Below are 24,330 nucleotides of genomic sequence, written 5' to 3' on the forward strand. Positions count from 1 at the left end.
CGGGTCCAGTACCCCGAGCCTCACCTCCGGGTCGTCCTCGACGGTGACACCGGGCCGATGGGCAACGCTGACGAACGGACGCGATCGCGCGTCGTCGGGGTGCCGGACTGGCGAGCTCGCATTCAACTGTCGCGGGTTCGGGACATGTTCCAGTCGCCGGGGGACCGGAAGCGAAGCGTGGTGGCGTCCTGATCGGGTCAGGTGTTGCGACGTTCCGTGGAACCCAAGGACTCTGGATGGGGGCGCACCGTGTCGGTAGTGAGGCGACTACCCAGTTGAGGCCAACCTCCTGGCATGTTTCGTCAACTCGGGTGCTCACGCCGCAGGCTCGGATGGTGTATCGAGACGGTCTCGCCGCTGGCGAGTGTTACGACGACATTGGGGCTTTCCTTCCATCGCCCGCGGAGCACCGCCAGTACGACTCCATCGGCCCCGACGTCTCCGGTATCAGTGTCGACCGACGTCCGTACTTCGAACCTAGATACGCCTTCGGCGGCGATTCCAGCCAGCGACAACCATCCGAACTCTGGTTGTTCCCTGGCACTGGACGGATCGCCGGATTGATGGACGCTCAACCGCTCCAAGTACGAAGCGCGAAACGAGCGATCGAATCCGATTCGGGGGTTCGGTACCCCGACCAGGACGGTTGCCTTCTCCGAATCGTCGCCTGGCTGAACAAGAACCACCCAGCGGCTTGTGTCGCCCGCAAATACGACCGCGGTACCAGAATCGCGCTCGACGAGCCGCACTGGACCGAATCGCTCCTCGGTATCGCGGACTGCGGATGGGACTGCTTCTCGCGCAAGCCTCACCGCTGGGTGGGATCGTAGATCGTCGTCGATTCTGTCGCGAACCGGCGATAATGCGTCTCTCGGCTCGTCCGGCGTACTCGATATTCGGATATTCACGATCCCTCCAAGCCGGGCACTGGAACCACTTTGGGTGGATCAGCAGTACCACCGCGCGAGGCTGTTGACCGTCTGGTGATCGAAATTGCCGTGGTATCCAGTGCCTTCGAATTCTACGGTGTCGCTGGCGAACCGCACCGCCGAGAGGACCGGTGGGGTGAACTGACGCAGATACCCGTACGAGCTGTCGAGTGTGCGGCCAGGTGCCCGTGATCGCGCAGGAACTCCAGCTTCGCGCCCTCGGCCTCCACCGGCCCCGTCGCCAGCCACCGCGGCCGGGTCATCCCGATCGCCGGACGTGATGGCCGTTGGGGCGGGTCGGGTCAGGGAGTGAAGATCTTCTCGGCCTGGTCACGCTGGACGTGCAGGTCCCAGTACACCGGGGAGATCTGGTCTGCGGAGGCGCTGGGCGTGCCTTCCGGTGCGCGGTCGCCGATCCACGCCCCGATGGCGACGTGCGCGGCTTGGATGCCCTCGGGTTCGAGCTCCTTGTGCAGGTTCAGCACCCACGAGCGCAGGGCGGCGCCGGCGGTGTTGATGTCACCGAGCATCGGGGTGGGATCGACCGACCCGGCCCCGGTGGTGAACAGCAACGTGCCCGTGCCGGCCCGCCGCATCGCGGGCAGCACCGCGTTGGTGGCGGCGATCGCACCGTAGACCAGGTACCGCATCTGCAGATCCACGTCCGCAGCGGTGACCCGGGTGGGCGTGAGGAACTTCGGCTCGGGCCCGCCCGGGGAGTACTCGAGCACATCGATCCCACCGAAATGCTCCGCAGCATCCTCGAGGGCACCGGCGAGGGAATCTGTGTCCAGAACGTCGGCCGCGAATCCTCTGGCGGTGATGCCTTCCGAGGAAAGGGTCGCGGCGTGGGTATCGAGGTTCGCCTGGCTGCGGGACAGCAGCGCCACGTCGAATCCATGAGAGCCGAAGGTGCGGGCGATGGCGAGACCCATGCCGGGGCCGGCGCCGACAACAGTGATGGTGGGCACGAAGAGAACTCCTTCAGAAGACGGCCTCTGCCCTGGATGGGACAAGAAGCCAGCGGTTACCAATGGTTCCTTGGTAACTTTGAGTAACCACCTCTGAGTGGTCAAGAAGGCACTTTCGAGTGCCGTGGTTCTCCGGAGGTAACCATGCAGGCCAACGACGACATCGACCCGATCTGCGGACAGGGCGGAGCCCGGGCTCGCGAGGTCCTCGACCTGGTCTCGGACAAGTGGTCGCTCTACGTCGTGGCCGCCCTGGGTCAGGGCCCGCTGCGGTTCAGTCAGGCCCGCCGGGTCGTGGCCGGGATCAGCCAGCGCATGCTCACGGTGACCCTGCGCCGCCTCGAGCGTGACGGGCTGGTCTCACGCACCGTGAACCCCACGGTGCCGCCGCAGGTCACCTACTCGCTGACCGAGACCGGACACGGTCTTCGCCTGGCCGTCCAGCCGTTGATCGACTGGGCTTCGGCCACCGTCGACGACATCGACGCCGCCCGGGCGGCCTACGACGCCCGGACCGCAGAGCAGGCATGACCCCAGCTGTCGTGGATTGCCACAAATCGACGCCACGCGCCGCACGGTCGGTCCGCGACCCGGTGGCCGCCCCACCCGCTCCGCGCTATCATCGATTTGCACCCGGAAATCGACGAAAGGCTGGGTGGTTGTGGTGAAGGACGCAGCAAGCGTGGAGGCCCGCTACCTGCGAGGAGACCTCGACTTCGAGGACGCCCTGCGCGAAGTGACCGGCGCCGACATCGGCCGCGACGACCTCGTCCAGATCCTGCACAGCCTCGACTCCCGCAACCCGGGCACCCCCGCACTGTCCGAGCACGACGCTCAGGTGCTCGCCGACGCCGGGTTCACCGCCGATCCCGCCACCGCCACGGCGGCCCGGGTGGACCGCGACATCCGCATGCTGAAGCTGGTCGGGACCTCCCTGTCGATCACCGACGCCGCGGCGCGCCTGGGTGTCACCCCCGCCCGGGTCCGGCAACGCATCGCGACCGGCACCCTGTGGGCGTTCGACTCGGGCCGCAACCGCCTGCTGCCCCCGGCCCAGTTCACCGACACCGGAGCGGTGCCGCACCTCGAGAAGGTGCTCCCGCTGCTCGCGAAGGACCTGCACCCGCTGACGGTGCAGGCGCTGCTGACCCGCCCGCAGCCGTCGCTGATCGTCGACGGTCGCCCGGTGTCGATCGTGACGTGGCTGAACGGCAGTGCCGGCTCCGCCGCCGACCTCGCACCGGTCACCGACGTGCTCACCGCGGCCGAGTGGGAATCGGCGTAGATGGGGGCGATGCTCCCGCCACCCCCGCCGGTCCCCGAACTCCGCGCGGCGGGACTGCTCCCCAGGGAGGTCGTCGAGTGGCAACCGACCGAGCTGACGTGGCGGGTGCACCGCACCGCCGGGCTGCACGTCCTGCCGTGGAACGAGCTGCGCACGTTCGGGCCGATCCTGCGGTTCGACCACCACCCGGTCCCGCGCGGCGCGCATCCCGACCACGGCGTCTGGTACGGCGCATCCAGTCCCCGTGGTGCGCTGGCCGAAGCGTTCCAGTCGGCGCGGGTCATCGACCGACACCGGGGTGACCCGTATCTGACGGGACTGCGGTTCACCCGTCCCCTGCGGCTGCTCGACGTGGCCGGAATCGGCGGCGGCGCCTGGGCTACCCGCGTCGGCGGCAACCACGCCCTCGACTCGGCACCCCACGGTCTCTCACAGCACTGGGCGCGCACCATCCACTGCGCCCACGCCGCCCTCGACGGGATCATCTACCGGGGCCGGTTCGCGGGCAGCACGTCTGTCGCCGTCGTCGAACGCGCCGCCGACGCGTTCCCCCCGCGGCCGGAACTGTCGCTGCCCCTGGCGCATCCGGCCCTGGCCGGCGCCGTCGACACCTCCGCCCACGAACTCGGCTACACCATCGCCTGAGCGCTGCCTGTGGCACGATCTGTAATGAATTCCGTTGCGCCACCGAATAACCTGATGGGCGTTGTACGTCCCATTTCTCACGTTTGATGTCCAAGGGGTTTCATGTCCACGGGGAGGAAGTCATGAAGAACGAGAATGTGCGTCGAATGTTCACTGCGGTGCTCGCGACTGTCGGTCTGACCACCGGCGTCGCGGTGGGTGGAGGCGCTGTCGCGAATGCGGAGCCCGCGCCGCCGACGTCTACGACGATGACGTGTTCGAGTGCGAATCCGCTCTTCTGGGCGCCGGCGTTCACGTGGAACGTACGCGCCGCGTCGGGGGCGGCGGCGCCAAACGACGGGCCACTCGAGCCGGCGATCCTGCTCAGCGGCGGTAACGAACTGCCCATACCCACCTCGTTCGAGTTCGGGGTGAACTGGTACGGCACACGGGTGCTCGTCGACTGGCACAACCAGACGACCGGCGCGTCCGGCCGCAGCGTCAGCGACGAACCGGCCCTGCAGCAGTATCCGGGCATCCCCATCAACCGCACCTGGACCGGGACCGGGACGGTGGACTTCACCGTCACCGTGCAGACCGGCGCGGGATGGTGGTTCGTCAACCCGCAGAACGCCGTCTGCCGGGGGACCATCTCGGTCGTGCCCATGGACTGATCCTGGGTCCAGGTGGGAACCGGGCAGCAACAATCAATTACCTGTAGCTGCCGGTCAGCGGCCTCCTCGGCTCCGGAGCCGAGGAGGCCGCTGCGGTCGCGCATGACCTTTGGCGATGGCCCACCTCTTGTGCATGTCTCTCAATCGCGAACGCCGGTGGCGCGTTTGATGATCGCGTCGAAGGCGCGGTCGGGCAGTAACCATTTCGCGAAGATCAACGGCTTGGCTCCGAATCCGACGGTGTAACGGGTCTTGGGGCGGCGCGCAGTGACGGCCTTGCCGATCGTGTCGGCGATCACCTGCGGTGGCGAGTTACGTTTGGCGTTGGCGTCGGAGCCGAGCAAGGTGGCCACGGCTCGGGCCTGGACGGAGTAGGCGGTGTCGCCGGAGACTTTGCGCAGGTGCTCGGCGGCGATGCCGCCCCATTCGGTAGCGATACCGCCCGGCTCGATCACCACGACGTCGACCCCGAAAGGCCGCACCTCGAGGCGCAGGCAGTCGCTGAGTCCTTCCAGGGCGAATTTGGTGCCGTGGTACCAGCCCCCGAGGGGTGTGTAGATCTTGCCGCCCATGGAGGTGATGTTGACGATGGTGCCGCTTCCCTGGGCACGCATGTGCGGCAGGACCAACTGGGTCAGGCGCGCGGCGCCGAACACATTGACCTCGAACTGGTGGCGGGCCTCACCCAAGGGCACGTCCTCGATCGCGCCGTAGGAGCCATATCCGGCGTTGTTGACCAGCACGTCGATGCGGCCGGTCTCGGCGATGATCCGGTCGATTCCTGCGGTCGCCGACGGGTCGTCGGTGACGTCCATCGCCAGCGGTCGGATGCCGTGGTCCGTGAGTTTCTGCAAGCGGTCGGTGCGCCGCGCCGCGCCGTAGACGGTGTAGCCGAGGTCGGCCAGTGTGCGTGCGGTGGCTTCGCCGATACCGGAGGAGGCGCCGGTGACGAGCGCTGTCTTGGTTGTCATATCGCCCCACTACGACACCGAACCGACGTTCGTGTCCTCTTCTGAGCCGTCGCCACCGGAACCCGACCTCACTGCGAATCGGACTGACCGAAGCGCGCCAGCAGGCGGTCGATCGCGCTGCAGTCCTGCAGGAACCGGCGGCGCTCGGGGTCGGCGGCGACGTCACGCAGCATCGCGTCGCCGCCGTCGACGTGCTCGGCGGACAGGATCGCCGACCACACCATCAGATCCGTCGATGTGAATGCCTCGACCCCCTCGCGCAGCGCCGCCGCGAGGGTGTTCCGGTCGCGTTCATCGAGTTTGTCGTGGACCAACGCGATCATCTCCGTGGCCACCGAGGCGTGCGCGCACTCGTCGCGGCGGTGCAGCGCGACCGTCGCCTGGTGCACCGGCTGAATGCTGTGGTCGTTCGCGATCAGGGCCAGATAGTCGCCGATCGAGGTCTCCGCGACCGTTTCGTACGCCAGCGTCGTCAACGCGGCGTCGCGTGGAGTCTCCGCCCGCGCCACCGCATCGCGGTGCCCGCGCACCATCGCAGTCGGGGGCAGTGTGCCCTCACCCAGTGCCCAGCCGCGCCGGCGCCGGGTCAGTGCGGACGCGTTGAGGTGCATCAGCGTGTGGTACTCCTCGTCGACCATCGCCTGGACCACCGCCGCCCGCGCGGTGTCGGAGAAGCCGGTGTCGAACGCATCCCGGAACAGCAGGCCGAAGCCCGGAGTCACCACGTCCTGTTCGACGTCGATCACGCTCCGGTTGTAGGAGATCCACGCCCACGCCCGAATCCGGTCTCGGACGTCCTCGCCCTGCTTCTCGTACGCCGGGTGGCCGGCGAACGGCAGCAGGGCCTCCGGGTAGTCGATGCGATCGGCGTCGAACAGCTCGTCCATCGTCGGTCCCTCGAGCTCGGGTTCGGTGCGCCGCACCGTCGCCCGGCGCGGCCAGCTGCGCACCAGACCGCGGATCACCGCCGTCTCCACCGGGTCGGTGGGATCGTGCTCGGGTAGGCGGCCGGTCACCGGGGCAGTCCTTCGAACAGGCCCGCGCACAGGTCGGCGTAGCCCCGGGCCCGATCGCCGAGGGGCGTGGCGGCGTCGGCGAGCATCTCCGCGAACGCGCTTGCATCGGCGGCGCAGGCGTCCGACATCCGGGACACCGCCAGCGCCAACGCCTCCCGCGCCGCCGGCGCGTACGGGTTCGCGGTCTGGACGTCCCGGTACACCTCGGGTGTGCCGCGGGCGATCCTGGCGAGCAGCGCGGACAGGGCGGTGAACGGGGGCGGGGCGAGGGCCGCGGTCTCGTCCGCGTCGACATCGAGATCCGCCAGGGCCAGCCCGAACGCCAGCACCGCCGCGTGGGTGAGCGCCTGCATCGCCGCGCACATCCGGTCGTGCCGGTCCGCGGTCGTCACCCGCACCCGTGCACCCCAACCGCGGATCTCGGCGACCACCGCGTCCGCGGCGGCCCCGTCGCGGTGGATCACCGCCGCCACCGCGCGGCCGGGCAACCCCAGTGCCGGCGCGAACATCGGGTTCACCCCGACCACCGCGGCCGCGACCTGCGCCCCGGCAACCGCCTCCGCGAACCTCGATTTCACCGACAGGGTCTCGACCAGCACGGCATCCGGCCGCAGCATCGGTCCCACCGTCGCGACCGCGGTCAGCGCCACGCCTTCCGGCACCGCCAGCACCACCACATCGGCGCTATCGATCAGTTCCGTCAATTCGCCCTCGGGACAGCGTATGTCGATGCCGGACGCGACGTCCGCGACGGTCACCGCGGCACCGGATCCACGCCACCTGTCGACGAGCATCGCGCCGACCGCGCCCGCACCACCGGCCACGACGACCGATCGCGGCATCCCGGTGGCCGGTGTGGTCACGGCTCGCTCTCACCGGCCATGGACAGGCAGCGCCGCATAGACAGTGCCTTGACCATCGTTTCCTCGAACTCCTCGTCCGGGTCGGACAACGCGACGATCGCCCCGCCGACACCGAAGGTCACCGAGTCACCGGCCGCGACCATCGTGCGGATCACGATCGACAGGTCGGCGGTGCCGGTCAGCGAGAAGTAGCCGATCGCGCCGGAGTACACGCCACGCGGGCCGGCCTCGAGCTTGTCGATGATCTCCATCGTCCGCACCTTCGGCGCCCCCGTCATCGAACCGCCGGGGAACGCCGCCCGCACGCAGTCCACCGCCGACTGGTCCTCCCGTAACCGTCCGCGCACCGTCGACACCAGCTGGTGCACCGGCGCGTACGTCTCGACGTCGAACAGCAAGGGCACGTGCACCGATCCCGGCACGCACACCCGGGACAGGTCGTTGCGCACCAGGTCGACGATCATCAGGTTCTCCGCGCGGTCCTTCTCGCTCAGCAGCAGATCACGCCGCAACGCCAGGTCCCGGTCCGGGTCGTCGGACCGCGGCCGGGTGCCCTTGATCGGCTTCGACTCGACGGTCCGGTCCGCGTGTACGCGCAGGAACCGCTCCGGGGACGCGCTGAGCACCGACAGTCCGGTGAACTGCAGCAGCGCGCTGTAGGGCACCGGGCTGATCTCCCGCAGGCAGGCGTACCCGGCCAGCGGGTCGAGCCGTTGGTGCACCGTCGCGGCGTTCGTCAGGCACACCTCGTAGGACTCGCCGGAGCGAATCTCCGCGAGACAGTGCTCGATCAGCCGCAGGTACGTCTGCTGGTCGTGCCGAAACGTCATCGGCACGTCCGCGTGGTGGGGCACCAGCGGGGGAGCGGTCGCCGCCGCCGACCCGGCGCCGTCCTCGAGCTCCCGGAGCGCGGCCGCCGTCTCCTGCATCCAGCGCGTGGTGGCCGGATCGTCGGGCCCGTCGGCGAGCTCGAGCGCGAGCAGGTGACAGCAGCCGGCCGTGTGGTCGATCACGAGGGCCCGATCCGCGAACACCAACGCCGCGTCCGGCTGCTCGGACGCGTGAGCCAGCTGTCCGCCCGTGTCCGCCTTCAACTCGTAACCCAGGTACCCCACATAGCCGAGGCAGAAGCCGAACGGCAGGTCCGACCGCGGCGCGACCGCGCGTGCACGCAACTGCTCGTCGAGGTAGTCGAACAGGGGGCTGCGAATCTCGTGCGAGGACCCGTCGGACCGGGACACCCGTACCGTCGTCTCCGGCACCCGGTACGTGACGTACTCCGCCCGCGGGCCCGCACAGTTGCCCATCACCGAGAACCGGCCGTCCGCCGCGGTCGCCGCGGACCCGTCCAGCCAGTACCCGTTCGGTCCGCCCGCGAACAGCCGCTCGTACACCGCCTGCGGGTCGACCGCGCGATCGACCCGCGCGGTCCGCACCCGGTACCGGTGCGCCGGCTCCTCGGCGGCCACCGGTGCCGCGGGTGGAGCGGGACGACGGGACCGCACCGGCGTCGACGACACGAAGTTCTCCACCAGTTCGCGGCCGTACTCGGTGCAGATCGACTCCGGGTGGAACTGCACCCCCCACAACGGGCGCTCGCGGTGCCGCACCGCCATCAGCACCCCGTCATCGGCCCACGCCTGCGCCTCCAGATCGGCGGGCAGGTCCTCCACGGCCAGCGAGTGGTACCGCACCGCCCGGAACGGGGAGGGGATGCCGGCGAACAGGCCCCGGCCGTCGTGCCGCACCGCGCTGAGCCGACCGTGTCGCGGCTCCGGTGCCGGGACCACGCCGCCCCCGAACAGGTGACAGAGTCCCTGATGTCCCAGGCACACCCCGAGCACCGGCAGCCCGCTCTCCGTCAGCGCCTGTTTGCTGATCCCGAAGTCCCGAACACGGTCGGGTCGTCCCGGACCGGGCGAGATCACGATGTTGTCGTAGTCGGCCAGCCGCACCGACGCCCAGGGCGTGTCGTTCGTGACCACCGTCGGGGTGCACCCGTTGACCTCCGTCAACAAGGCGTACAGGTTGTAGGTGAACGAGTCGTAGTTGTCGATCAGCAGCGTCCGCACGGTGCCCCCTCAGTTCGCCTCGTCCTCCGCCGTCGGCACCGCGATGATCTGGTCCTCGACCCGACAGGTCTCGGCGATCAGCAGGTCGTACACGTCGTGCAGGAACTGCGGGGACAGGTCGTGGTCGAGCGCGTACGAGTGCGCGTGCTCGTGCACCGCCCCGACCCGACGCGGCTGCATCATCGGGATCGCGTGCCGGCGTTTGACCAGGGCGATTCGGCTGCAGATCTCGATCCGGGCACGGATGTCGTCGAGGAGCCGGTCGTCGATGCCGTCCAACTCCGCGCGGAGGCCCTCGAGCTCGTGCCCTCTCGGATCCCGGCGCTCAGGCTCGGGTACCTCGGTGCTGATGCTGCCGATCCGGGTGCTGCCGGTCGAATCGTCCATGCTCGGTACCACCTTGAACTGTCCGAAACTGTGTCCCCGACTTGCCCTTCATGGTCCCACCGTCGCGGGGTCCGGCAATACGGTTCGCCGATGTTCGCAGGTCACGATTGATCAACGGCGGCCGCGCTGCCCGGGGCCAGTTCCACCGCGCGCAGCCCCGCCGCCTCGGCCCGCCGCACGAACTCGCCGCCCGGACCGTGGAACCGGCGCGGCCGCACCGCGTCGAAACCGATCGGCCACAACGTCCCGAAGTGCACCGGCACCGAGGTGCCCGCCGACACCAGTTCCGCCGCCCGTGCCGCCGCCTCCGGATCCATGTGCCCGGGACCCAGATTCGGCCCCCACCCGCCGACCGGCAGCAGGGCCACGTCACAACGCGGCACCCAGTCCGCCATCGCCGGGTCCAGCGCGGTGTCCCCGGCGAAGTAGGTGGTCGCCGAGCCCGTCACCACGTATCCCACCGCCTGAGCCCGCGCCCCGCGCGGCCACCGCCTGCCGTCGTGATCGGCGGGCACCGCCCGCACCGTCACGTCGCCGATGACCGTCTCGTCCCCGGCGCCCAGCTCGATCAGCCGGTCGCCGAACCGGCGCAGGCCGGCGAACGCGTCGACCGCACCGCGCGGCACCACGATGGGTGTCTCACCGTCGAGCAGCAGCAACGACGGAATGTGGGTGTGGTCGGCATGCAGGTGCGAGAGCAGCACCGCGTCCGGCCGGGGAAGCTCCACGAGGGGGTCCGGGCCCCGGCGCCGACGCAGGTGGCCCACCCGAGCGGTGAGGACCGGATCGGTCAGGACCGTCGTCGCGCCGTCGGTGATCGACACCGTCGCGTGACCCAGCCATTCGACACGCACCGGGTCCCGGTCAGCGCCCGTCACGGGAGAACACCATCGACTCGTCCGCCAGCGACCCGAAACGCAGCGCCACGATGTCGAGCGGATAGTTCTGATGCAGCCGCCACGGCGTCCGCCCACCCTGTCGAGGGAACCGGTGGATGCCCCGCCGGACATAGCCGGAACTGAAGTCGATCGCGGGCAGCCGCGGCATCGCCGGGTCGGAGTTGCGTGGCGTGCACTGCCGGTAGCCCCTCTCGTCCATGTACTCCAGCAGCCGACACACGTAGTCGCACGTCAGATCGCACTTGAGCGTCCACGACGCGTTCGTGTAGCCGATGCAGAAGGCCAGATTCGGCACCCCCTCGATCATCATGCCCTTGTAGGCCAACATCTTCGACAGATCCACCGCGGCCCCGTCCACCGACAGCGCCATCCCGCCGAGTGGCAGCAGTTCGAGCCCCGTCGCCGTCACCACCACATCGGCGGGCAGCTCCGCACCCGACGTCAGCTGGATCCCGGTGGGAGTGAACGACTCCACTGCGTCGGTGACCACCGTGGCCGCCCCCGAGCGAATCGCCGAGAACAGGTCACCGTCGGGCACGAAGCACATCCGCTGATCCCACGGGTCGTACCGCGGGGTGAAGTGCCGTAGGTCGTACGTCGCCCCCAGCTGTGTGCGGACGCCCTTGTGCAGCAGGCGCTTCACCAGTTCCGGCCGCCGCCGGCTCAGCTCGAAGAACACCATGAAACGCAGCACGTTCTTCCACCGAATGAGCTGGTACACCCACCGCGCGGGCAGGGCCCTGCCCAGCGTCCGCGCCAGCGCATCACGCGACGGCAGCGACAGCACGTAGCTGGGCGAGCGCTGCAGCATCGTCACATGGGCCGCGGTTGCGGCCATCGCAGGCACCAGCGTCACGGCGGTGGCGCCGCTTCCGATGACCACGACCCGTTTGCCCGAGTAATCGAACTCGGTGTCCCAGTGCTGCGGGTCCAGGATCTGCCCGCCGAACGTGTCGACACCGGCGAACTCGGGACGATAGCCGTGCCCGTAGTCGTAGTAGCCGCTGCAGACGAACAGGAAACCGCAGGTGATCTGCACGCGATCGCCGCCCCGGTCCGCGGTCACCGTCCACCGGGCCTCGTCCGAACTCCACCGGGCCTCGACCACCCGGTGCCCGAACCGGATCCAGCGCGCCACGTCGTACTCGGCCGCCGTCTCCCGCACGTAGTCCAGGATCGACGGCCCGTCCGCGATCGCCTTCGCGCCTCGCCACGGCCGGAACGCGTAGCCGAGGGTGTACATGTCGGAGTCCGATCGCACCCCCGGATACCGGAACTGGTCCCACGTGCCGCCCATGCGGTCCCGCGCCTCGAGAATCGCCACCGTCGCGGCCGGGCGGCTCCGCCGCAGGTGACACGCCGCCCCGATACCGGACAGCCCTGCTCCCACGATCAGCACATCGACGTGTTCGGTTGACATGTCAGTCACCACCGGTGGGGGGTTCGTCGTGCCTCGACAGTATCACCGCACTTCACCCCTACGATCCGTAGCAAAGGGAGGTACGTCGATGCGCGTTGTGGGATCCGTCGCCCGGTCCGCCACCGAATTCCTGGTCCTGTGGCTGATCTCGGCCCTGGCACTCGTGCTCACCGACCTCGTGCTCCCGGGCGTCCGCCTCGACGCCGTGCCGGGCGGCGGATGGTTCGCGACGGTACCCGCGGCCCTGGCGCTGGCGTTGGTGTTCGGCATCCTGTCGGTGATCCTGTGGCCGCTGCTGGTGCGGGCCATGCTGTGGGCGGGCCCGGCACTGCTGTTCATCGGAGCCTTCGCCGGGAACTGGCTGATCATGATGCTCGCGGTGAGGCTGGTTCCGCTCGCAACCGTCGACCGGGCCCGCGACCTGCTCGCGCTGTCGGTGGTGCTGTCGCTCGTCGGCTCCGCCGTCGCGGGCGCGATGGCGGCCCGCCGCGACGACACCTACCGGATGATGCTGGTGCGGCGCAACCGGTCCCGGCTGCGTCGCACCGGACAGTCCGCCCCCGTCGACACGGAAGGCCCGGGGCTGCTCTGCATTCAGATCGACGGGCTCGGCCACGGCGTACTGCAACGCGCGATCCGGGACGGCATCGTCCCCGTGCTCGCCGATCTCGTGCGGGACCGCTCGCACCTTCTGGTGCCGTGGCACACCGACTGGAGCAGCCAGACCGGCGCCAGCCAACTCGGAATCCTGCACGGCGACAACCACAACGTCCCCGCGTTCCGCTGGTACGACAAGACCCGCGACGCCGTCGCCGTGTTCAGCAACCCCGCCGACAATGCCGCCCGCGAAACCGAACGCGCGCACCGCGACGGGCTGCTCAGCGGCGGTCGCGGCGCCAGCCGCGGCAACCTGTTCACCGGCGGCGCCGAGGACAACGTGCTCGTCGTCAGCCGGATGCGCGGCGCCCGGATGGGTGGCGGCGCGGCCGGTTACGCCCACTACTTCGCCGATCCGGCCAGCGCCCTGCGCACCAGTATCCGGCTCGTCGCCGAGGTGCTCCGGGAGATCCGCCAGGCCTACGGGCAACGCCGCGCCGACGTCACGCCCCGGATCCGCCGCGGCGGCCTGTACCCGCTGGTCCGCGCGTTCACCACCGTCGTCGAGACCGACGTCGTGGTCTCCGCCGTCATCGGCGACCTGATCGCCGGGCGTGGGGCGGTGTACGTCGACCTGGTCGGATACGACGAGGTCTCCCACCACTCCGGCGTCGAACGACCCGAAACCCGCGACGTTCTGCGCAAACTCGACGCCGAGATCGGCATGATCGTCGCCGTCGCCGCCCAGGCCCGGCGGCCGTACCGGATCGTCGTGCTCTCCGATCACGGGCAGAGCCAGGGCGCCACCTTCAGCCAGCGGTACGGCGAGGCCCTCGAGGATCTCGTGCTGCGGGCCTGCGGCGAGCAACCCGGGACACCACCGCCCTCGCAGCCACGACCGGGCCACCACGTGCACGCGGCGACGACGGGCACCCGCGGGCGCGGTGCGGAGGGACTCGGGTACGCCGAAGCGAGCCTGCGCACGACCGCGGTCGACACGACCGCACCGGGGGAGCCCGGCAAACCGGTGGTCCTGGCCTCCGGGAATCTCGGACTGGTCAGCTTCCCCCGGGTTCCCGGCCGCGCGACCCTGACGTGGATCGACGAGCACCATCCGGGACTCCTGCCCGCGCTGACCGGGCATCCCGGCATCGGGTTCGTGCTCGTGGCCCGCGAGGGCGGCGGCTCCGTCGTCCTCGGCCGCGACGGCAGCGTCGACGTCGAGTCCGGCGAGGTGACGGGCCGGGATCCGCTGGCCGACTTCGGTCCCTGCACCCTCTCCCGGATCCGCCGCACCGACAGTTTCGACAATGTCGCCGACCTGATGATCAACGGACGGTACTGGCCCGACACCGACGAGGTCGCCGCCTTCGAGGAACAGGTCGGCTCGCACGGCGGTCTCGGCGGCCCGCAGACCACCCCGTTCCTGCTCTACCCGTCCGACCTGCCCGCGCCGCCGCAGCCGCTGCACGGCGCCGAGGCGGTGCACCGGGTCCTCGTCGGGTGGCGTGACCAGGGCTGAGAGGTTTGTGCGTGAGGACGACGGGTCTTACGGTGTAACCATGCGCCTGCGGGCCAGGACGTGCGCGGCACTCGGGGCCCTCGCCGTGGCCGGCGGGGTGTTGACCGCCGTCCCCGCCGCGGCGGTCCCGGAGATCGGGTGTGCCTGGCAGTTCATGTCGAACTCCACGGCGCTGAACATCGCGTTCCCCGACGCCAACGCCACCTATTGGGTGCTGCCGTACGCGCTCGTCGACGGTGACCGGATCAACCTGAGCGGCTGGTACCCCTACGCCCGGTACATGTCGCTGAACACGTACGGCACGAACTTCGACACCGTGGACACCCTGCGCGACAACCAGATCGCGCCGGATCCCGGCAGCGGCAACCCGTTCGCCGACACCGCGGACGCCGATCTGCCGGCGCCGCAACGTCGTTGGCACGCGAGTGTGGTCACCGGCGCCGCCGATCACGGCAGCAACGAGATCTCCGCGCTGCCCACCGGTTCCGGCGCCCAGCGCGCACCGGTCGGGTTCCTGATCATCCGGGTGTACGTACCGGACGACGCATCGTCACCCACCGGGGGAGTCCCGCTGCCCGAGGTGAGCCTGACTCGCGCCGGCCGCACCGTCGACATCAACACGTGCGCAGCCCCGTTCGACCCCGCGACCGTGACCGCCGGACCGCTCGGTGGCGCCGCGACGACCGCCTTCGACAGCGTGATCGCCTCCGCCGCGGCCGGCGCGTTTCCCGGTGACGTCCCCGAGGCGACGTTCGTCAACCCGGCCAGTACGTCCGGGTTGTTTCCCAACGGCGACAACAAGTATGTCGGCGCGGGACTGACGTATCAGCCGGGCCGGATCGTGGTGGTCCGCGGCCGCGCCCCCACCTTCCCCGACACCCGCGCCGGGGTGCCCGCGGCCGAACCCGGCACCGATGTCCGGTACTGGTCGATGTGCCAGAACGACCTGGTCTCGCCGTACCCGGTGGTCGCGTGTGCCGCGGATTTCCAGACCCGCGTGGATGATTCGGGGTTCTACACCTACGTCCTCGCCGCGCCGGGCGACCTACCGAGCGAAGCCGCCTCCGATCCGGGGGTGACCGTGCTGCCATGGGGTTCGACGGACGTCGCGAAGAAGGTGCTGTTCCTGCGACACATGCTGCCGAGCAGCCGGTTCTATCCGCATTCGGTGCAGGCGTCACAGGACCGGCACACCGCCCCGGCGACCACGATGGACGACTACTATCCGCGGGCCACGTACTGCGCCGCGCAGACGTACCGATCCGGCGGATGGCGGTCCTGCTTCGACGCGACGTGACCAGGGAACGCCGGCATGCCCGGTTGTCCGAACCGGGCATGCCGGGAGGGGCCGAGGGTGTTTGCGCGGAGTCCGTCGGAGGCATACTTGTCACGTGCCGGTGCCGACGCCCGCTCTTCCCGTCCCGCGCGGACCCATCTCGTGCGAGATCATCAGCGCCTTGTCCGATTCGCCGCAGTCGATGCGGCGACCGCCCCCACTCGGGCACGCGGACCCGCTCGGCGGAGACGTACAGCTCGCGCTACACGTCTGTTACGAACTGCACTATCGAGGGTTTCGCGGAGTCGACCCCGACTGGGAATGGGATCCCGAGCTGATCCGGGCGCGCAGCGCCATGGAACGTGCGTTCCTGGCGCGCGTGCGCGCCGAGATCCCCGGCGGCGCGGACGTCGAGGGTGCGCTCGACGAGGTCGCGGCGGACACACCCGAATCGGGAGGCGTCAGCGCCCACCTGGAACGAGCGGGCACCTGGGATGAAATGCGCGAGTATTTCGTGCACCGGTCGATCTACCAACTCAAGGAGGCAGACCCACAGGCCTGGGTGATTCCGCGACTGCGAGAGGGCGCAAAGTGCGCGCTGGTGGCGGTGGAGTTCGACGAGTTCGGCGCCGGCCACCCGGAGCGCGTGCACTCCACCCTGTTCGAGAACCTGCTACGCGCCGCGGACCTGCACACCGGGTACCTCGGCTACCTGGACTGCGTGCCACCCGAGACGCTTGCGACGGTGAACCTGACGTCACTGTGCGGGCTCCGTCGCGGATTGCGGGGCGCCCTCGTCGGGCAGTTCGCGGCCGCCGAGATCTCGACCCCTCCCAGCGCGCGCCGCCTCGTCGCCGCCCTCGAGCGGATGCACGCGCCTGCGCCGTGTATCCATTTCTACGCGGAACACGTCGAGGCGGACGCCGTACACGAACAGGTTCTCCGGACCGATGTGGTCGGGGGAATGCTCGAACAGGAGCCCGAACTGGCGGCGGACGTCGTGTTCGGGATTCAGGCCGCCGCACTTCTCGACAGTCGCCTCACCGACCTACTGCTGTCCAGCTGGCGCCACGGCGTGAGCTCACTGCTCGCCGTCGGCCGCCGGCCCGAACCCGCCGTCTCCCACTGAGCGGCGACGCAGGGACCGATGACTGGTGTCGCACAGCGGGAAGATCGTGCTGCGGCGGCATCGGCACACCGCGACGACGAACCGCTCGCACACGATCACCTGACCGTCGGGCCGCGTCAGGCGCACCGGGCCGCGCACCAGCGCGGGACCGCCGGGCACCCGCCGCACGAGCTGCGCGGCAGGCGAGTCCCATGCCGGGGGATCAGGCCGGTCGATCACCACGAATCACCACCAGTCGCTCGGTGACCTGCCCCGGTGCCGTCAGACCGCGGGCCGCCAGATACCCGGCCCTGCTGCGCAGCACCGGTCCGTACGGGATGTCGACCCGGGCCGCGACCTCCGCGCGCAGCCCGGACTCCCGCAGGGCCGCCAGCGTGCCTCCGGGATCCGCGAGTTCCGACTGCACGAGCAGGAGGCGGCCTTCCGGTCGCAGCAGCTGCCGGGCGTGGGCGCACAGCGGCCCGAGGACCGCGCGGCCGTCCGCGCCGGCATCCCACGAGATCGAGCGGCACGGCAGCGTGGGCCCGGGTTCCCGGGCGCCCGGGGCCGGCACGTACGGCGGGTTCGCGAGCACCAGGTCGTAGGGGCCTTCGGCGAGAGCGACGCCCATGCCGCCGCGACGAACCCGGATGTGCAGGCCCCGCAGCATCCCGTTCGCACGCGCGGACAGCACCGCCCGCGCCGAGACGTCCACCGCTGTCACCTCGGCGGCGCCCAGCGTTGCCGCGGTGAGTGCCAGAGTTCCGCTGCCGGTGCAGAAGTCGAGCACCCGTGTCGTCCGCGGCAGCGGACGCCGACCGAGCACCGCCGCCAGCAGCCAGGTGTCGTCCTGGGGCCGGTAGACACCCGGCAACCGGAGGACCCGCGGCGCAGCACGGCGACCGGCTGCGAGCAACGACGGTCCACAGTCGACCGGCCCGACCGGGTCCGTCGTCCTCGTGAAGGGATGCATGGTGTCTTCACATACCCGGGTGGGGGCGAACCGAAACGCGATACACGTGTTTGAGCCACGCGGCGGGCGGGCACAGCCGTGGTCATGAGGAATTCGATTGCACTGACCATCGCCGCGGCCGGGGTGCTGGCGTTCGCCGGCTGCGGCGACGACGGCAACGACGACAACATGCCGAGCGAGCACACGGGCGGCATGGTCACGAGTGTGGAATCCGGGGTCGACCAGGCCAAGCTGACTGCCTTCGTCGCCTCCTTCCGCACCGGCTATTCGGAACTGGCGGAAGGCCGCAGCGACGAGGACATCGAGAAGATCGTCACCAAATCCTGCGACCAACTCGCGACCGGGGCGTCCAAGGAGGCGGTCACCGTCCAGATCGAGACGCTGGCCGCCAACGGCGACACCAAGCCGACCCCGGAACAGGCGGAGAACATCTACAACCTCGTGTCCCCGGCCTGCCCGTAGTCCCGATCGGTGCTGCCGTCGCGGTCTCGCCTCGGGTACGCCCGGGGACCGGCCGGGGTTTGCTCTGGTCCGGTCTGGGCATACCGTGGCCATGGACGGTCGAAAAGGTCCGGCGACAGTGGTGATGGACTACGAAATCTCGACGGAGTCCGGTTTCCGGCGGTACGTCGAGTCGGTGAGTGCGGCGGTGGGCGCCGCGCACGGCGATGTGCGCTGGCAGTTCTGTGCGTCGGGACCCGCATCGGAGGCATACATCCCGTTGCCCCGTGACGACGCGTTGTTCCCGGGCCGGGAACTGGCGCTGATCTGGCTGGACTCGGGTGGCTGGAGACTCGCGGTCGAGACCCGTTCGGGCGAGGACATGATCACGCTCGGCAGCACCACGGGCGCACCCGTTCCGCATCCCGAATCAGTTGTCGCGCTATGCAATTCGTGCCTTCAGGCGCACAGAAGCCCGCCCTGAACGCGCAGGTCCCGGGCCCGCCGCTCCCGGCAGGGTGTACAGGACTGCCGCAGTGTGGTAGCAAGAGATGCGGTTGAGATGACAGCCGACGCGGTTCGTGTCCGATTCGGGCTCATCGAATTGCCAGTCCCACCTCTCCCGTTTTGGTGGCGAGGTCAGGTTGTCGGCGTGCGAACCATCCCGATTGTTTCTGGGAGGTTCGTCATGCTTGCAACCGCCACACTGGAGCGCCGGTTCGTGGGATCACGGCTCGGACGCGATCCGCTGGCCGAAGACACCAGGATGTCGGCGGGTTGTCACACCGCCGTGGTTATCGTCGTGGGCGATCTGGACGCCGCACTGCTCCCCACATTCCTCGACGTACTCGACCGCGCCCTCACCATCAGTCGCCACTCGGTGGTGATCGATCTGTCTGCCGTGCAGTTTCTCAGCGCGGCGGCGGCACTGGCACTGGGTCCGGCGCGGGAGAGGGCCTGGCTTGATCACCTCGACCTGAGCGTCCTCGTGGAGTCGCGCGGAGTCGAACGCGCACTCGAGGTGACCGGAATGCGCAACCTTGTGCGCTGCGACCCAAAGCGCCGACGGTGAATTTGTTCGCCCGGACTGATTGAGCAGGCGGGCTCGGGGGTAGTCGAGACAAAACGCACTTTCCGAGTCGGCACGTGCGTCAGATCTTCTGATGAGGAATTGGCGATGAATACCAAAATGCAGGTGGGCCTCGCGGTAGGGGCCGGATATCTGTTGGGCCGGACGCGCCGGATGAAGACCGCGCTCATGCTCGCCGGCGCGGGTCTGACCGGTCGGTTCCCGGCCGCGCCGAGAGATCTTCTGGAACGGGGTGGCAAGGCCCTCGCCGCCTCACCGGAGGTCGCGAAACTGGGGAAGTCGATCCGAGGTGAGCTGCTGACCGCCGCGAAGACGGCGGCGACGACGGCGGCCAGCGGCCGGATCGATGCACTCAGCAACCGGCTCCAGTCCGGCGGTAAGGGAGTCGTCGAGGGTGGAGAAGATCTGCTCGAGGGCGTCGGCGAGGGCGTCGGCGAGGTCGTGACGGGAAAGAAGCGCAGGCGCGCGGAGCCGGAACCCGAGCCGGAGAACGAATACGACGAGGAGGACGAGGAGTACGACGAGGACGAGGAGGAGCCGGAGGAGGAAGAGGCGCCCCGAGCACGGAAGCGTCCCGCCGCGAGGCGCCGGAGCGAGGAGGGTTCGTCTCGGTCCACCCGGTCCCGGTCGTCCGCCAAGGCAGACGACGACGAGGACGAGGCTCCGGCACGGCCCAGGAAGACACGTGCGCCGGCATCGAGTGACACCGCGCCGGTACGCCGGACCCGGAAGTGATCACGATGACTGACAAATCCAACGGCGAGACGAGCCGTGGCACCTCGGAGGAGTTGTCGCCACTGCAGGAGTCGGTGCAGCGACTGGTTTCCACCGTGACCGACAAGGCGGTGTCGACGCTGTCGAACAAGGTGCTCGACGCGACCGGGCGGCTCAACGACTACGCCGCTCAGGAAGGCGGTCCCGGCCTGCTCGCGGCCGTCACCGGCGCCGAGAAGCTCGGCGAAGGCAAGTCGCCGGTCAAGGCCGCGATGGGCGCGGGGATGGCCGCGGTGAAACAGGGAGTGAAGGACAAGCTGTCCGCAATCAAGGATGCGTTCACCGGCGGCAAGGGCAAGGGTAAGGGCAAAGGCAAGAAGATCATCAACATCGTGGAGTCCATCGATGTCGGCGTTCCGGTGCAGGTCGCGTACGACCAGTGGACGCTGTTCGGAGAATTTCCCCAGTTCATGAAGAAGCTCGAGAAGGTCGAGCAGGTGTCGGACGAGAAGCTGAGCTGGAAGGCGCAGGTCTTCTGGTCTCATCGAACCTGGGAGTCGACGATCGTCGAGCAAGTTCCCGGCGAACGTATCGTGTGGCGGTCCAAGGGCGCCAAGGGTTTCGTCGACGGTGCGGTGACCTTCCACGAGCTCACGCCCGACCTCACCCGCATCCTCGTCGTCCTCGAGTATCACCCGCAGGGGTTCTTCGAGAAGACGGGCAACATCTGGCGGGCGCAGGGAAGGCGAATGCGCCTCGAACTCAAGCACTTCCAGCGTCACGTCATGACCCAGACCATCCTTCACCAAGAAGAAGTGGAGGGATGGCCGGGCGAAATTCGCGACGGCAAGGTCGTCGAACCCGAGGAGGAACCCGAGGAAGGCGAGGAACCCGGCGAACCCGAAGCCGAGGAGGGCGAGGAGACGGGGGAGCGAGGTTCCGGTGAGCGCGAAGAGGGCGAAGGCGAAGAGGACGAATACGAGGAGGAGGACGAGGAGTCCGAACCTCCGCAGAAGACACCGCGACGCCGCCAGGCCGGCCGTACCCGTAAGGAAGCGGCAGCGAGCGGGCCGCGCCGAAAGCAAGGAGCACGTACATGACCACCGCCATACAACCCGCAGGTAGCTCCGGAGGGGTCGCGGGGCGTCCCAATTCGAGCGGCCTCGCCGACGTCATCGACACGATCCTCGACAAGGGACTCGTCATCGACGCGTACGTGCGGCTTTCGCTGGTCGGCATCGAGCTGGTGACCATCGACGCACGCATCGTCGTCGCGAGCGTCGACACCTATCTCCGGTTCGCCGAGGCCGTGAACCGGCTCGAGATCTCCGGAAGCCAGCCGAAGGGCCTGACCGACATCGTCGGCAGCGTGACCGAATCCGGCGCGAAGGGGAAGACGAAGGGCGCCATCGAGGCCGCAGGCGAGAAGCTCGGCCAGTTCCTCGCCGGCGACGAGGCTCCCGAGCGCGAAGGCGCGTCGCGGAAGTCCAGCCGAGGTGATCGGTGATGTCTGCCGAGCAGACCACGGACAAGACCGAAACCAGCGGCATCTACGTCTACGGGATAGTTCCTGCCGACGTGGAAGCCGAGAACGACGCCGTCGGAGTGGTGGATTCCGACATCAGCGTCGTCAAGGAGGGCGACATCGCTGCGCTCGTGAGTGAACTGTCGGTCGACCGCCCACTCGGGGAACCGGAGGACCTGCGGGCACACGCCCGCGTGCTGGACGGAACCTCGCGCGTCGCGCCGATCCTGCCGCTGCGGTTCGGCGCGGTTCTCACCGACACCGATGCGGTGAAACAGGAGTTGTTGTCGGCCCACGCGGACGAGTTCGCGGCGGCCCTCGCGGAACTCGAGGGCAAGGCCCAGTACGTGGTGAAGGGCCGCTACGTCGAGCACGCCGTCCTGCGGGAGGTGATCGCCGAGAACGACGAGGCCGCCCGGCTGCGGGACGCGATCAGCGGCACGTCCGAGGATGCCACCCGGGACGCGCGCATGGCGCTCGGCGAGCTCGTCACCAACGCGATCTCCGCCAAACGCGATGAAGACACCCGCAGGGCGGTCGAAGCGCTCGACGAGCTGTCCGCCGCCGTCAACATCCGCGAACCCACGCACGAAAGGGAGGCCGTTCACGTTGCACTCCTCGTCGACGTCGGCCGGCAGGAGGAACTCGAAGAAGCTGTGGGGAAGCTCGCGGACGAATGGGAGAACCGCGTCGAGATGCGCCTACTCGGACCGCTGGCGCCGTACGACTTCGTCGTCACCGCGGAACCGGCCGACCAGGGCTGAGCCGTGGGGATTCTGTCGTTCATCGCGACTCTGCCGCTGCGACCGGTGACCGGGGTGATCTCGCTCGCCGAACTCATTCAGCGGCAGGTCGAGCAGGAGCTGCATGATCCCGCCCGAGCGCGCCGCGCGCTCGAGGAGCTGGACGAGGCACGCGAGAGGGGCGAGATCACGCCGGAGGAAGAGGAGCAGGCCGAGCAGGCGATCCTCGACCAGCTGACGAGACGTCCGCGGAAGGAGTGAGAGGTCATGGCAGAGGAGGAGCGGCCCCCGCTGCCGGCCCCCGAGATCGCGCAGCTGGCGCTGCGGGACATCACGGAGCTGACGGGCCGAGAACCCCTCGGCGCGACGGCGGTGCTTCCGTCGGACGACGGCTGGACGGTCGAGGTGGAGGTGGTCGAGGACCGGCGCGTGCCCTCGTCCACGGACCTGCTCGCGACCTACGAAGTGGTGCTCGACCTGGATGGCGAACTGCTGTCGTACAAGCGGACCCGCCGGTACACCCGCGGGGTGAGCGACGATCGGAGTGGACTCCCATGACCGTTGTCGGGCCCGGAAACGCGAATCTGCCTCAGTCCGCCGGGGGACCTCACTCCACCAATCTCGGCGACATCCTCGAACGGGTACTCGACAAGGGGCTGGTGATCGCCGGAGACATCCAGGTCAACCTGCTCGACATCGAACTGCTCACCATCAAACTGCGGTTGGTCATCGCCTCGCTCGAAACCGCGAAGGAGGTTGGCATCGACTGGTGGGAGCACGACCCGTGGCTCACCGGCCGAAGCAGCGACCTCGAACTCGAGAATCGGAAGTTGAAGGAGCGGGTTGCCGAACTCGAGTCGGACCACTCGGTGCGCTCGGCGAGCGGGGACGGCAGGCAGCCGGAAGTCGAATCGCGGTCGACACCCGATGACTGACGGAGTGTGGCTGTACGGCATCACCCTGGACGGTGTCGACACGTCGGGCCTCGCCGGCGTGAAAGGAGTCGGCGGCGAACAGGTCCGGACCGTGCGGGCCGGCGGTCTGGTCGCCGTGGTCGGTTCGGTCGATCTCGACGAGTTCGGGGAAGCCGCGTTGCAACGCAACCTCGACGATCTGGACTGGCTGGCGCGCACGGCAAGGGCACACGATGCGGTGGTGGCGGCGCTCCTGCACTGCGGTCCGACGGTGCCGCTGCGGCTGGCGACGCTCTACCACGGCGACGAGCCGATCACCGATCTGCTCGCGGAGCGGAGCGACGAATTCGCCGCCGTGCTGCGCATGGTGACGGATCGCAGCGAATGGGGAGTCAAGGCCTACGGTGACCGCAAGGCGATGGCGGCATCGGCAACAGACGAGGAACGCGAACAACGAGCGGCCGGAACCGGAACCGCCTACCTGCTGCGGCGACGAGCCGAACTCGCCGCACAGGCCGACGTCGAGAAGCGTGCCGCCGCTCACGCGAGCGACATCCACGATCGGCTCTGCCGCGTCGCGGTCCACGGGCGCAGACAGCGGATCACCGACCCGGTCCTCACCGGCCGACACGCGTGGATGATCCACAACGGCACCTATCTGGTGGACACCGCCCGCACCGACGAGTTCGCCGCACTGGTCGCGGAACTCGACGCCGAACACCCCGGCGTCACAGTCGAACTCACGGGGCCGTGGCCCCCGTACTCGTTCACCGGCAACGACCGGGCGGCCCCATGAACGAACCGTTGCCGAACGAGCCGCTGCCGACGGACGAGTACCGCCGCATCGCCCTCGTCGATCTCCTCGACCGCGTGCTCGCGGGCGGTGTCGTGATCTCCGGGGAGATCACCCTGTCGCTCGCCGACATCGACATGGTGCAGATCTCCCTCCGCACGCTCGTTTCCTCGGTGAGTGCACTCCTGCCGGCCCCCGACGATGACTGAGCAGCGACCGGATCGCGACCGCCGGGGACTTCCACGTCGCATCGACGCCGATCCCGAGTCGGTGGAGAAGGGTCTGGTCAGCCTGGTGCTCACGATCGTCGAACTCCTGCGGCAACTGATGGAACGCCAGGCCATCCGCCGGGTAGAGGTCGGTGATCTCAGCGAGGCGCAGATCGAACGGATCGGCACCACCCTCATGCTGCTCGAGGAGAGAATGGCGGAACTACGGGATCATTTCGGGTTGACCGCCGACGACCTGAACATCGACCTCGGGCCACTGGGACCGCTCCTGGCCGACGAGTGATGGCAGCGGG

31 protein-coding genes are annotated in these 24,330 nt (G+C 69.1%); 20 read left to right on the forward strand and 11 right to left on the reverse strand.

Translation table 11 applies throughout. The features are described 5' to 3' along the window. Nucleotides 1-302: 302 nt before the first annotated feature. Together ACWDUM_RS20885 and ACWDUM_RS20890 are read right to left on the reverse strand one after the other, a co-directional pair. On the reverse strand, nucleotides 303-749 hold the full coding sequence (locus tag ACWDUM_RS20885; protein ID WP_450135417.1) for a hypothetical protein: 447 nt from the start codon (nucleotides 747-749) through the stop codon (nucleotides 303-305). A 482-nt stretch (nucleotides 750-1,231) separates the two neighbouring features. Next, nucleotides 1,232-1,900: an SDR family NAD(P)-dependent oxidoreductase gene (locus tag ACWDUM_RS20890; protein WP_450135418.1), complete on the reverse strand. Its 669-nt coding sequence runs from the start codon at nucleotides 1,898-1,900 to the stop codon at nucleotides 1,232-1,234. Nucleotides 1,901-2,044: 144 nt separating this feature from the next. Here ACWDUM_RS20890 and ACWDUM_RS20895 point away from each other — a divergent pair, with 144 nt between their 5' ends. The 4 genes from ACWDUM_RS20895 to ACWDUM_RS20910 all read left to right on the forward strand — a co-directional run bounded on the left by ACWDUM_RS20895 (nucleotide 2,045) and on the right by ACWDUM_RS20910 (nucleotide 4,483). After that, nucleotides 2,045-2,431, forward strand: coding sequence for a winged helix-turn-helix transcriptional regulator (locus ACWDUM_RS20895; protein ID WP_450135419.1), 387 nt, complete (start codon nucleotides 2,045-2,047; stop codon nucleotides 2,429-2,431). A gap of 133 nt (nucleotides 2,432-2,564) precedes the next feature. Next, nucleotides 2,565-3,185 (forward strand): hypothetical protein, encoded by a 621-nt coding sequence (locus ACWDUM_RS20900; protein WP_450135420.1) that lies wholly within the window; start codon nucleotides 2,565-2,567, stop codon nucleotides 3,183-3,185. A 9-nt stretch (nucleotides 3,186-3,194) separates the two neighbouring features. Next, the gene (locus tag ACWDUM_RS20905; protein ID WP_450135421.1) at nucleotides 3,195-3,830 is read left to right on the forward strand and encodes an RES family NAD+ phosphorylase; all 636 of its coding nucleotides are present in this window, start codon (nucleotides 3,195-3,197) and stop codon (nucleotides 3,828-3,830) included. A gap of 122 nt (nucleotides 3,831-3,952) precedes the next feature. Beyond that, nucleotides 3,953-4,483: a hypothetical protein gene (locus ACWDUM_RS20910; protein ID WP_450135422.1), complete on the forward strand. Its 531-nt coding sequence runs from the start codon at nucleotides 3,953-3,955 to the stop codon at nucleotides 4,481-4,483. A 140-nt stretch (nucleotides 4,484-4,623) separates the two neighbouring features. Here the strand turns inward: ACWDUM_RS20910 and ACWDUM_RS20915 are convergent, their stop codons facing one another. The 7 genes from ACWDUM_RS20915 to ACWDUM_RS20945 all read right to left on the reverse strand — a co-directional run bounded on the left by ACWDUM_RS20915 (nucleotide 4,624) and on the right by ACWDUM_RS20945 (nucleotide 12,111). Then, nucleotides 4,624-5,454, reverse strand: coding sequence for an oxidoreductase (locus ACWDUM_RS20915; RefSeq protein ID WP_450135423.1), 831 nt, complete (start codon nucleotides 5,452-5,454; stop codon nucleotides 4,624-4,626). Nucleotides 5,455-5,522: 68 nt separating this feature from the next. Next, on the reverse strand, nucleotides 5,523-6,470 hold the full coding sequence (locus ACWDUM_RS20920; protein ID WP_450135424.1) for a diiron oxygenase: 948 nt from the start codon (nucleotides 6,468-6,470) through the stop codon (nucleotides 5,523-5,525). Then, on the reverse strand, nucleotides 6,467-7,312 hold the full coding sequence (locus ACWDUM_RS20925) for a prephenate dehydrogenase/arogenate dehydrogenase family protein (RefSeq protein WP_450135683.1): 846 nt from the start codon (nucleotides 7,310-7,312) through the stop codon (nucleotides 6,467-6,469). Before ACWDUM_RS20925 ends, ACWDUM_RS20920 begins: the two co-directional genes overlap by 4 nt. A gap of 17 nt (nucleotides 7,313-7,329) precedes the next feature. Then, complete coding sequence (pabB, locus tag ACWDUM_RS20930) at nucleotides 7,330-9,405, reverse strand: aminodeoxychorismate synthase component I (protein WP_450135425.1); 2,076 nt, start codon at nucleotides 9,403-9,405, stop codon at nucleotides 7,330-7,332. Nucleotides 9,406-9,414: 9 nt separating this feature from the next. Then, nucleotides 9,415-9,792 carry a chorismate mutase family protein gene (locus ACWDUM_RS20935; protein WP_450113556.1) on the reverse strand — a complete coding sequence of 126 codons (378 nt, stop codon included), beginning with the start codon at nucleotides 9,790-9,792 and terminating at the stop codon, nucleotides 9,415-9,417. A gap of 101 nt (nucleotides 9,793-9,893) precedes the next feature. Beyond that, complete coding sequence (locus tag ACWDUM_RS20940) at nucleotides 9,894-10,670, reverse strand: MBL fold metallo-hydrolase (RefSeq protein ID WP_450135426.1); 777 nt, start codon at nucleotides 10,668-10,670, stop codon at nucleotides 9,894-9,896. Further along, complete coding sequence (locus ACWDUM_RS20945) at nucleotides 10,657-12,111, reverse strand: flavin-containing monooxygenase (protein ID WP_450135427.1); 1,455 nt, start codon at nucleotides 12,109-12,111, stop codon at nucleotides 10,657-10,659. The genes ACWDUM_RS20940 and ACWDUM_RS20945 overlap by 14 nt, the downstream gene beginning before the upstream one ends. Nucleotides 12,112-12,199: 88 nt before the next feature. Between ACWDUM_RS20945 and ACWDUM_RS20950 the strand changes: the two genes are divergently transcribed. The 3 genes from ACWDUM_RS20950 to ACWDUM_RS20960 all read left to right on the forward strand — a co-directional run bounded on the left by ACWDUM_RS20950 (nucleotide 12,200) and on the right by ACWDUM_RS20960 (nucleotide 16,635). Beyond that, nucleotides 12,200-14,230, forward strand: coding sequence for a phage holin family protein (locus tag ACWDUM_RS20950; protein ID WP_450135428.1), 2,031 nt, complete (start codon nucleotides 12,200-12,202; stop codon nucleotides 14,228-14,230). 40 nt (nucleotides 14,231-14,270) lie between these two features. Continuing rightward, the gene (locus ACWDUM_RS20955) at nucleotides 14,271-15,527 is read left to right on the forward strand and encodes a hypothetical protein (RefSeq protein ID WP_450135429.1); all 1,257 of its coding nucleotides are present in this window, start codon (nucleotides 14,271-14,273) and stop codon (nucleotides 15,525-15,527) included. Between the two features lie 94 nt (nucleotides 15,528-15,621). Further along, nucleotides 15,622-16,635, forward strand: a complete 1,014-nt coding sequence (locus ACWDUM_RS20960; protein WP_450135430.1) for an iron-containing redox enzyme family protein — start codon at nucleotides 15,622-15,624, stop codon at nucleotides 16,633-16,635. Here ACWDUM_RS20960 and ACWDUM_RS20965 read toward each other — a convergent pair. Together ACWDUM_RS20965 and ACWDUM_RS20970 are read right to left on the reverse strand one after the other, a co-directional pair. Continuing rightward, entirely contained in the window at nucleotides 16,588-16,854 is a 267-nt protein-coding gene (locus ACWDUM_RS20965; protein ID WP_450135431.1) for a CDGSH iron-sulfur domain-containing protein, read from the reverse strand. The genes ACWDUM_RS20960 and ACWDUM_RS20965 overlap by 48 nt on opposite strands. Then, the gene (locus tag ACWDUM_RS20970; protein WP_450135432.1) at nucleotides 16,838-17,530 is read right to left on the reverse strand and encodes a methyltransferase; all 693 of its coding nucleotides are present in this window, start codon (nucleotides 17,528-17,530) and stop codon (nucleotides 16,838-16,840) included. The genes ACWDUM_RS20965 and ACWDUM_RS20970 overlap by 17 nt, the downstream gene beginning before the upstream one ends. 141 nt (nucleotides 17,531-17,671) lie before the next feature. Between ACWDUM_RS20970 and ACWDUM_RS20975 the strand changes: the two genes are divergently transcribed. The 13 genes from ACWDUM_RS20975 (at nucleotide 17,672) to ACWDUM_RS21035 (ending at nucleotide 24,320) form a co-directional block, all read left to right on the forward strand. Next, entirely contained in the window at nucleotides 17,672-18,049 is a 378-nt protein-coding gene (locus tag ACWDUM_RS20975) for a hypothetical protein (RefSeq protein WP_450135433.1), read from the forward strand. 124 nt (nucleotides 18,050-18,173) lie between these two features. After that, nucleotides 18,174-18,512 (forward strand): DUF6292 family protein, encoded by a 339-nt coding sequence (locus tag ACWDUM_RS20980; protein WP_450135684.1) that lies wholly within the window; start codon nucleotides 18,174-18,176, stop codon nucleotides 18,510-18,512. Nucleotides 18,513-18,716: 204 nt separating this feature from the next. Next, entirely contained in the window at nucleotides 18,717-19,100 is a 384-nt protein-coding gene (locus ACWDUM_RS20985) for an STAS domain-containing protein (protein ID WP_450135434.1), read from the forward strand. Nucleotides 19,101-19,205: 105 nt separating this feature from the next. Continuing rightward, nucleotides 19,206-19,853, forward strand: a complete 648-nt coding sequence (locus ACWDUM_RS20990) for a hypothetical protein (RefSeq protein WP_450135435.1) — start codon at nucleotides 19,206-19,208, stop codon at nucleotides 19,851-19,853. A gap of 95 nt (nucleotides 19,854-19,948) precedes the next feature. Further along, nucleotides 19,949-20,932 carry an SRPBCC family protein gene (locus ACWDUM_RS20995; RefSeq protein ID WP_450135436.1) on the forward strand — a complete coding sequence of 328 codons (984 nt, stop codon included), beginning with the start codon at nucleotides 19,949-19,951 and terminating at the stop codon, nucleotides 20,930-20,932. Further along, nucleotides 20,929-21,339, forward strand: a complete 411-nt coding sequence (gene gvpJ / locus ACWDUM_RS21000; RefSeq protein WP_450135437.1) for a gas vesicle protein GvpJ — start codon at nucleotides 20,929-20,931, stop codon at nucleotides 21,337-21,339. Before ACWDUM_RS20995 ends, gvpJ begins: the two co-directional genes overlap by 4 nt. Beyond that, on the forward strand, nucleotides 21,339-22,121 hold the full coding sequence (locus ACWDUM_RS21005) for a GvpL/GvpF family gas vesicle protein (protein ID WP_450135438.1): 783 nt from the start codon (nucleotides 21,339-21,341) through the stop codon (nucleotides 22,119-22,121). Before gvpJ ends, ACWDUM_RS21005 begins: the two co-directional genes overlap by 1 nt. Nucleotides 22,122-22,124: 3 nt before the next feature. Next, nucleotides 22,125-22,361 (forward strand): gas vesicle protein GvpG, encoded by a 237-nt coding sequence (locus tag ACWDUM_RS21010; RefSeq protein WP_450113570.1) that lies wholly within the window; start codon nucleotides 22,125-22,127, stop codon nucleotides 22,359-22,361. 6 nt (nucleotides 22,362-22,367) lie between these two features. Then, the gene (locus ACWDUM_RS21015) at nucleotides 22,368-22,658 is read left to right on the forward strand and encodes a gas vesicle protein GvpO (protein ID WP_450135439.1); all 291 of its coding nucleotides are present in this window, start codon (nucleotides 22,368-22,370) and stop codon (nucleotides 22,656-22,658) included. Next, complete coding sequence (locus ACWDUM_RS21020; RefSeq protein WP_450135440.1) at nucleotides 22,655-23,035, forward strand: gas vesicle protein; 381 nt, start codon at nucleotides 22,655-22,657, stop codon at nucleotides 23,033-23,035. The genes ACWDUM_RS21015 and ACWDUM_RS21020 overlap by 4 nt, the downstream gene beginning before the upstream one ends. Beyond that, on the forward strand, nucleotides 23,028-23,810 hold the full coding sequence (locus ACWDUM_RS21025; RefSeq protein WP_450135441.1) for a GvpL/GvpF family gas vesicle protein: 783 nt from the start codon (nucleotides 23,028-23,030) through the stop codon (nucleotides 23,808-23,810). The genes ACWDUM_RS21020 and ACWDUM_RS21025 overlap by 8 nt, the downstream gene beginning before the upstream one ends. Next, complete coding sequence (locus ACWDUM_RS21030; RefSeq protein ID WP_450113574.1) at nucleotides 23,807-24,016, forward strand: gas vesicle protein; 210 nt, start codon at nucleotides 23,807-23,809, stop codon at nucleotides 24,014-24,016. Before ACWDUM_RS21025 ends, ACWDUM_RS21030 begins: the two co-directional genes overlap by 4 nt. Continuing rightward, on the forward strand, nucleotides 24,009-24,320 hold the full coding sequence (locus ACWDUM_RS21035; RefSeq protein ID WP_450113575.1) for a gas vesicle protein K: 312 nt from the start codon (nucleotides 24,009-24,011) through the stop codon (nucleotides 24,318-24,320). The genes ACWDUM_RS21030 and ACWDUM_RS21035 overlap by 8 nt, the downstream gene beginning before the upstream one ends. Nucleotides 24,321-24,330: the final 10 nt, after the last annotated feature.

The sequence above is a fragment of the Rhodococcus sp. NPDC003322 genome (genome assembly GCF_053589555.1).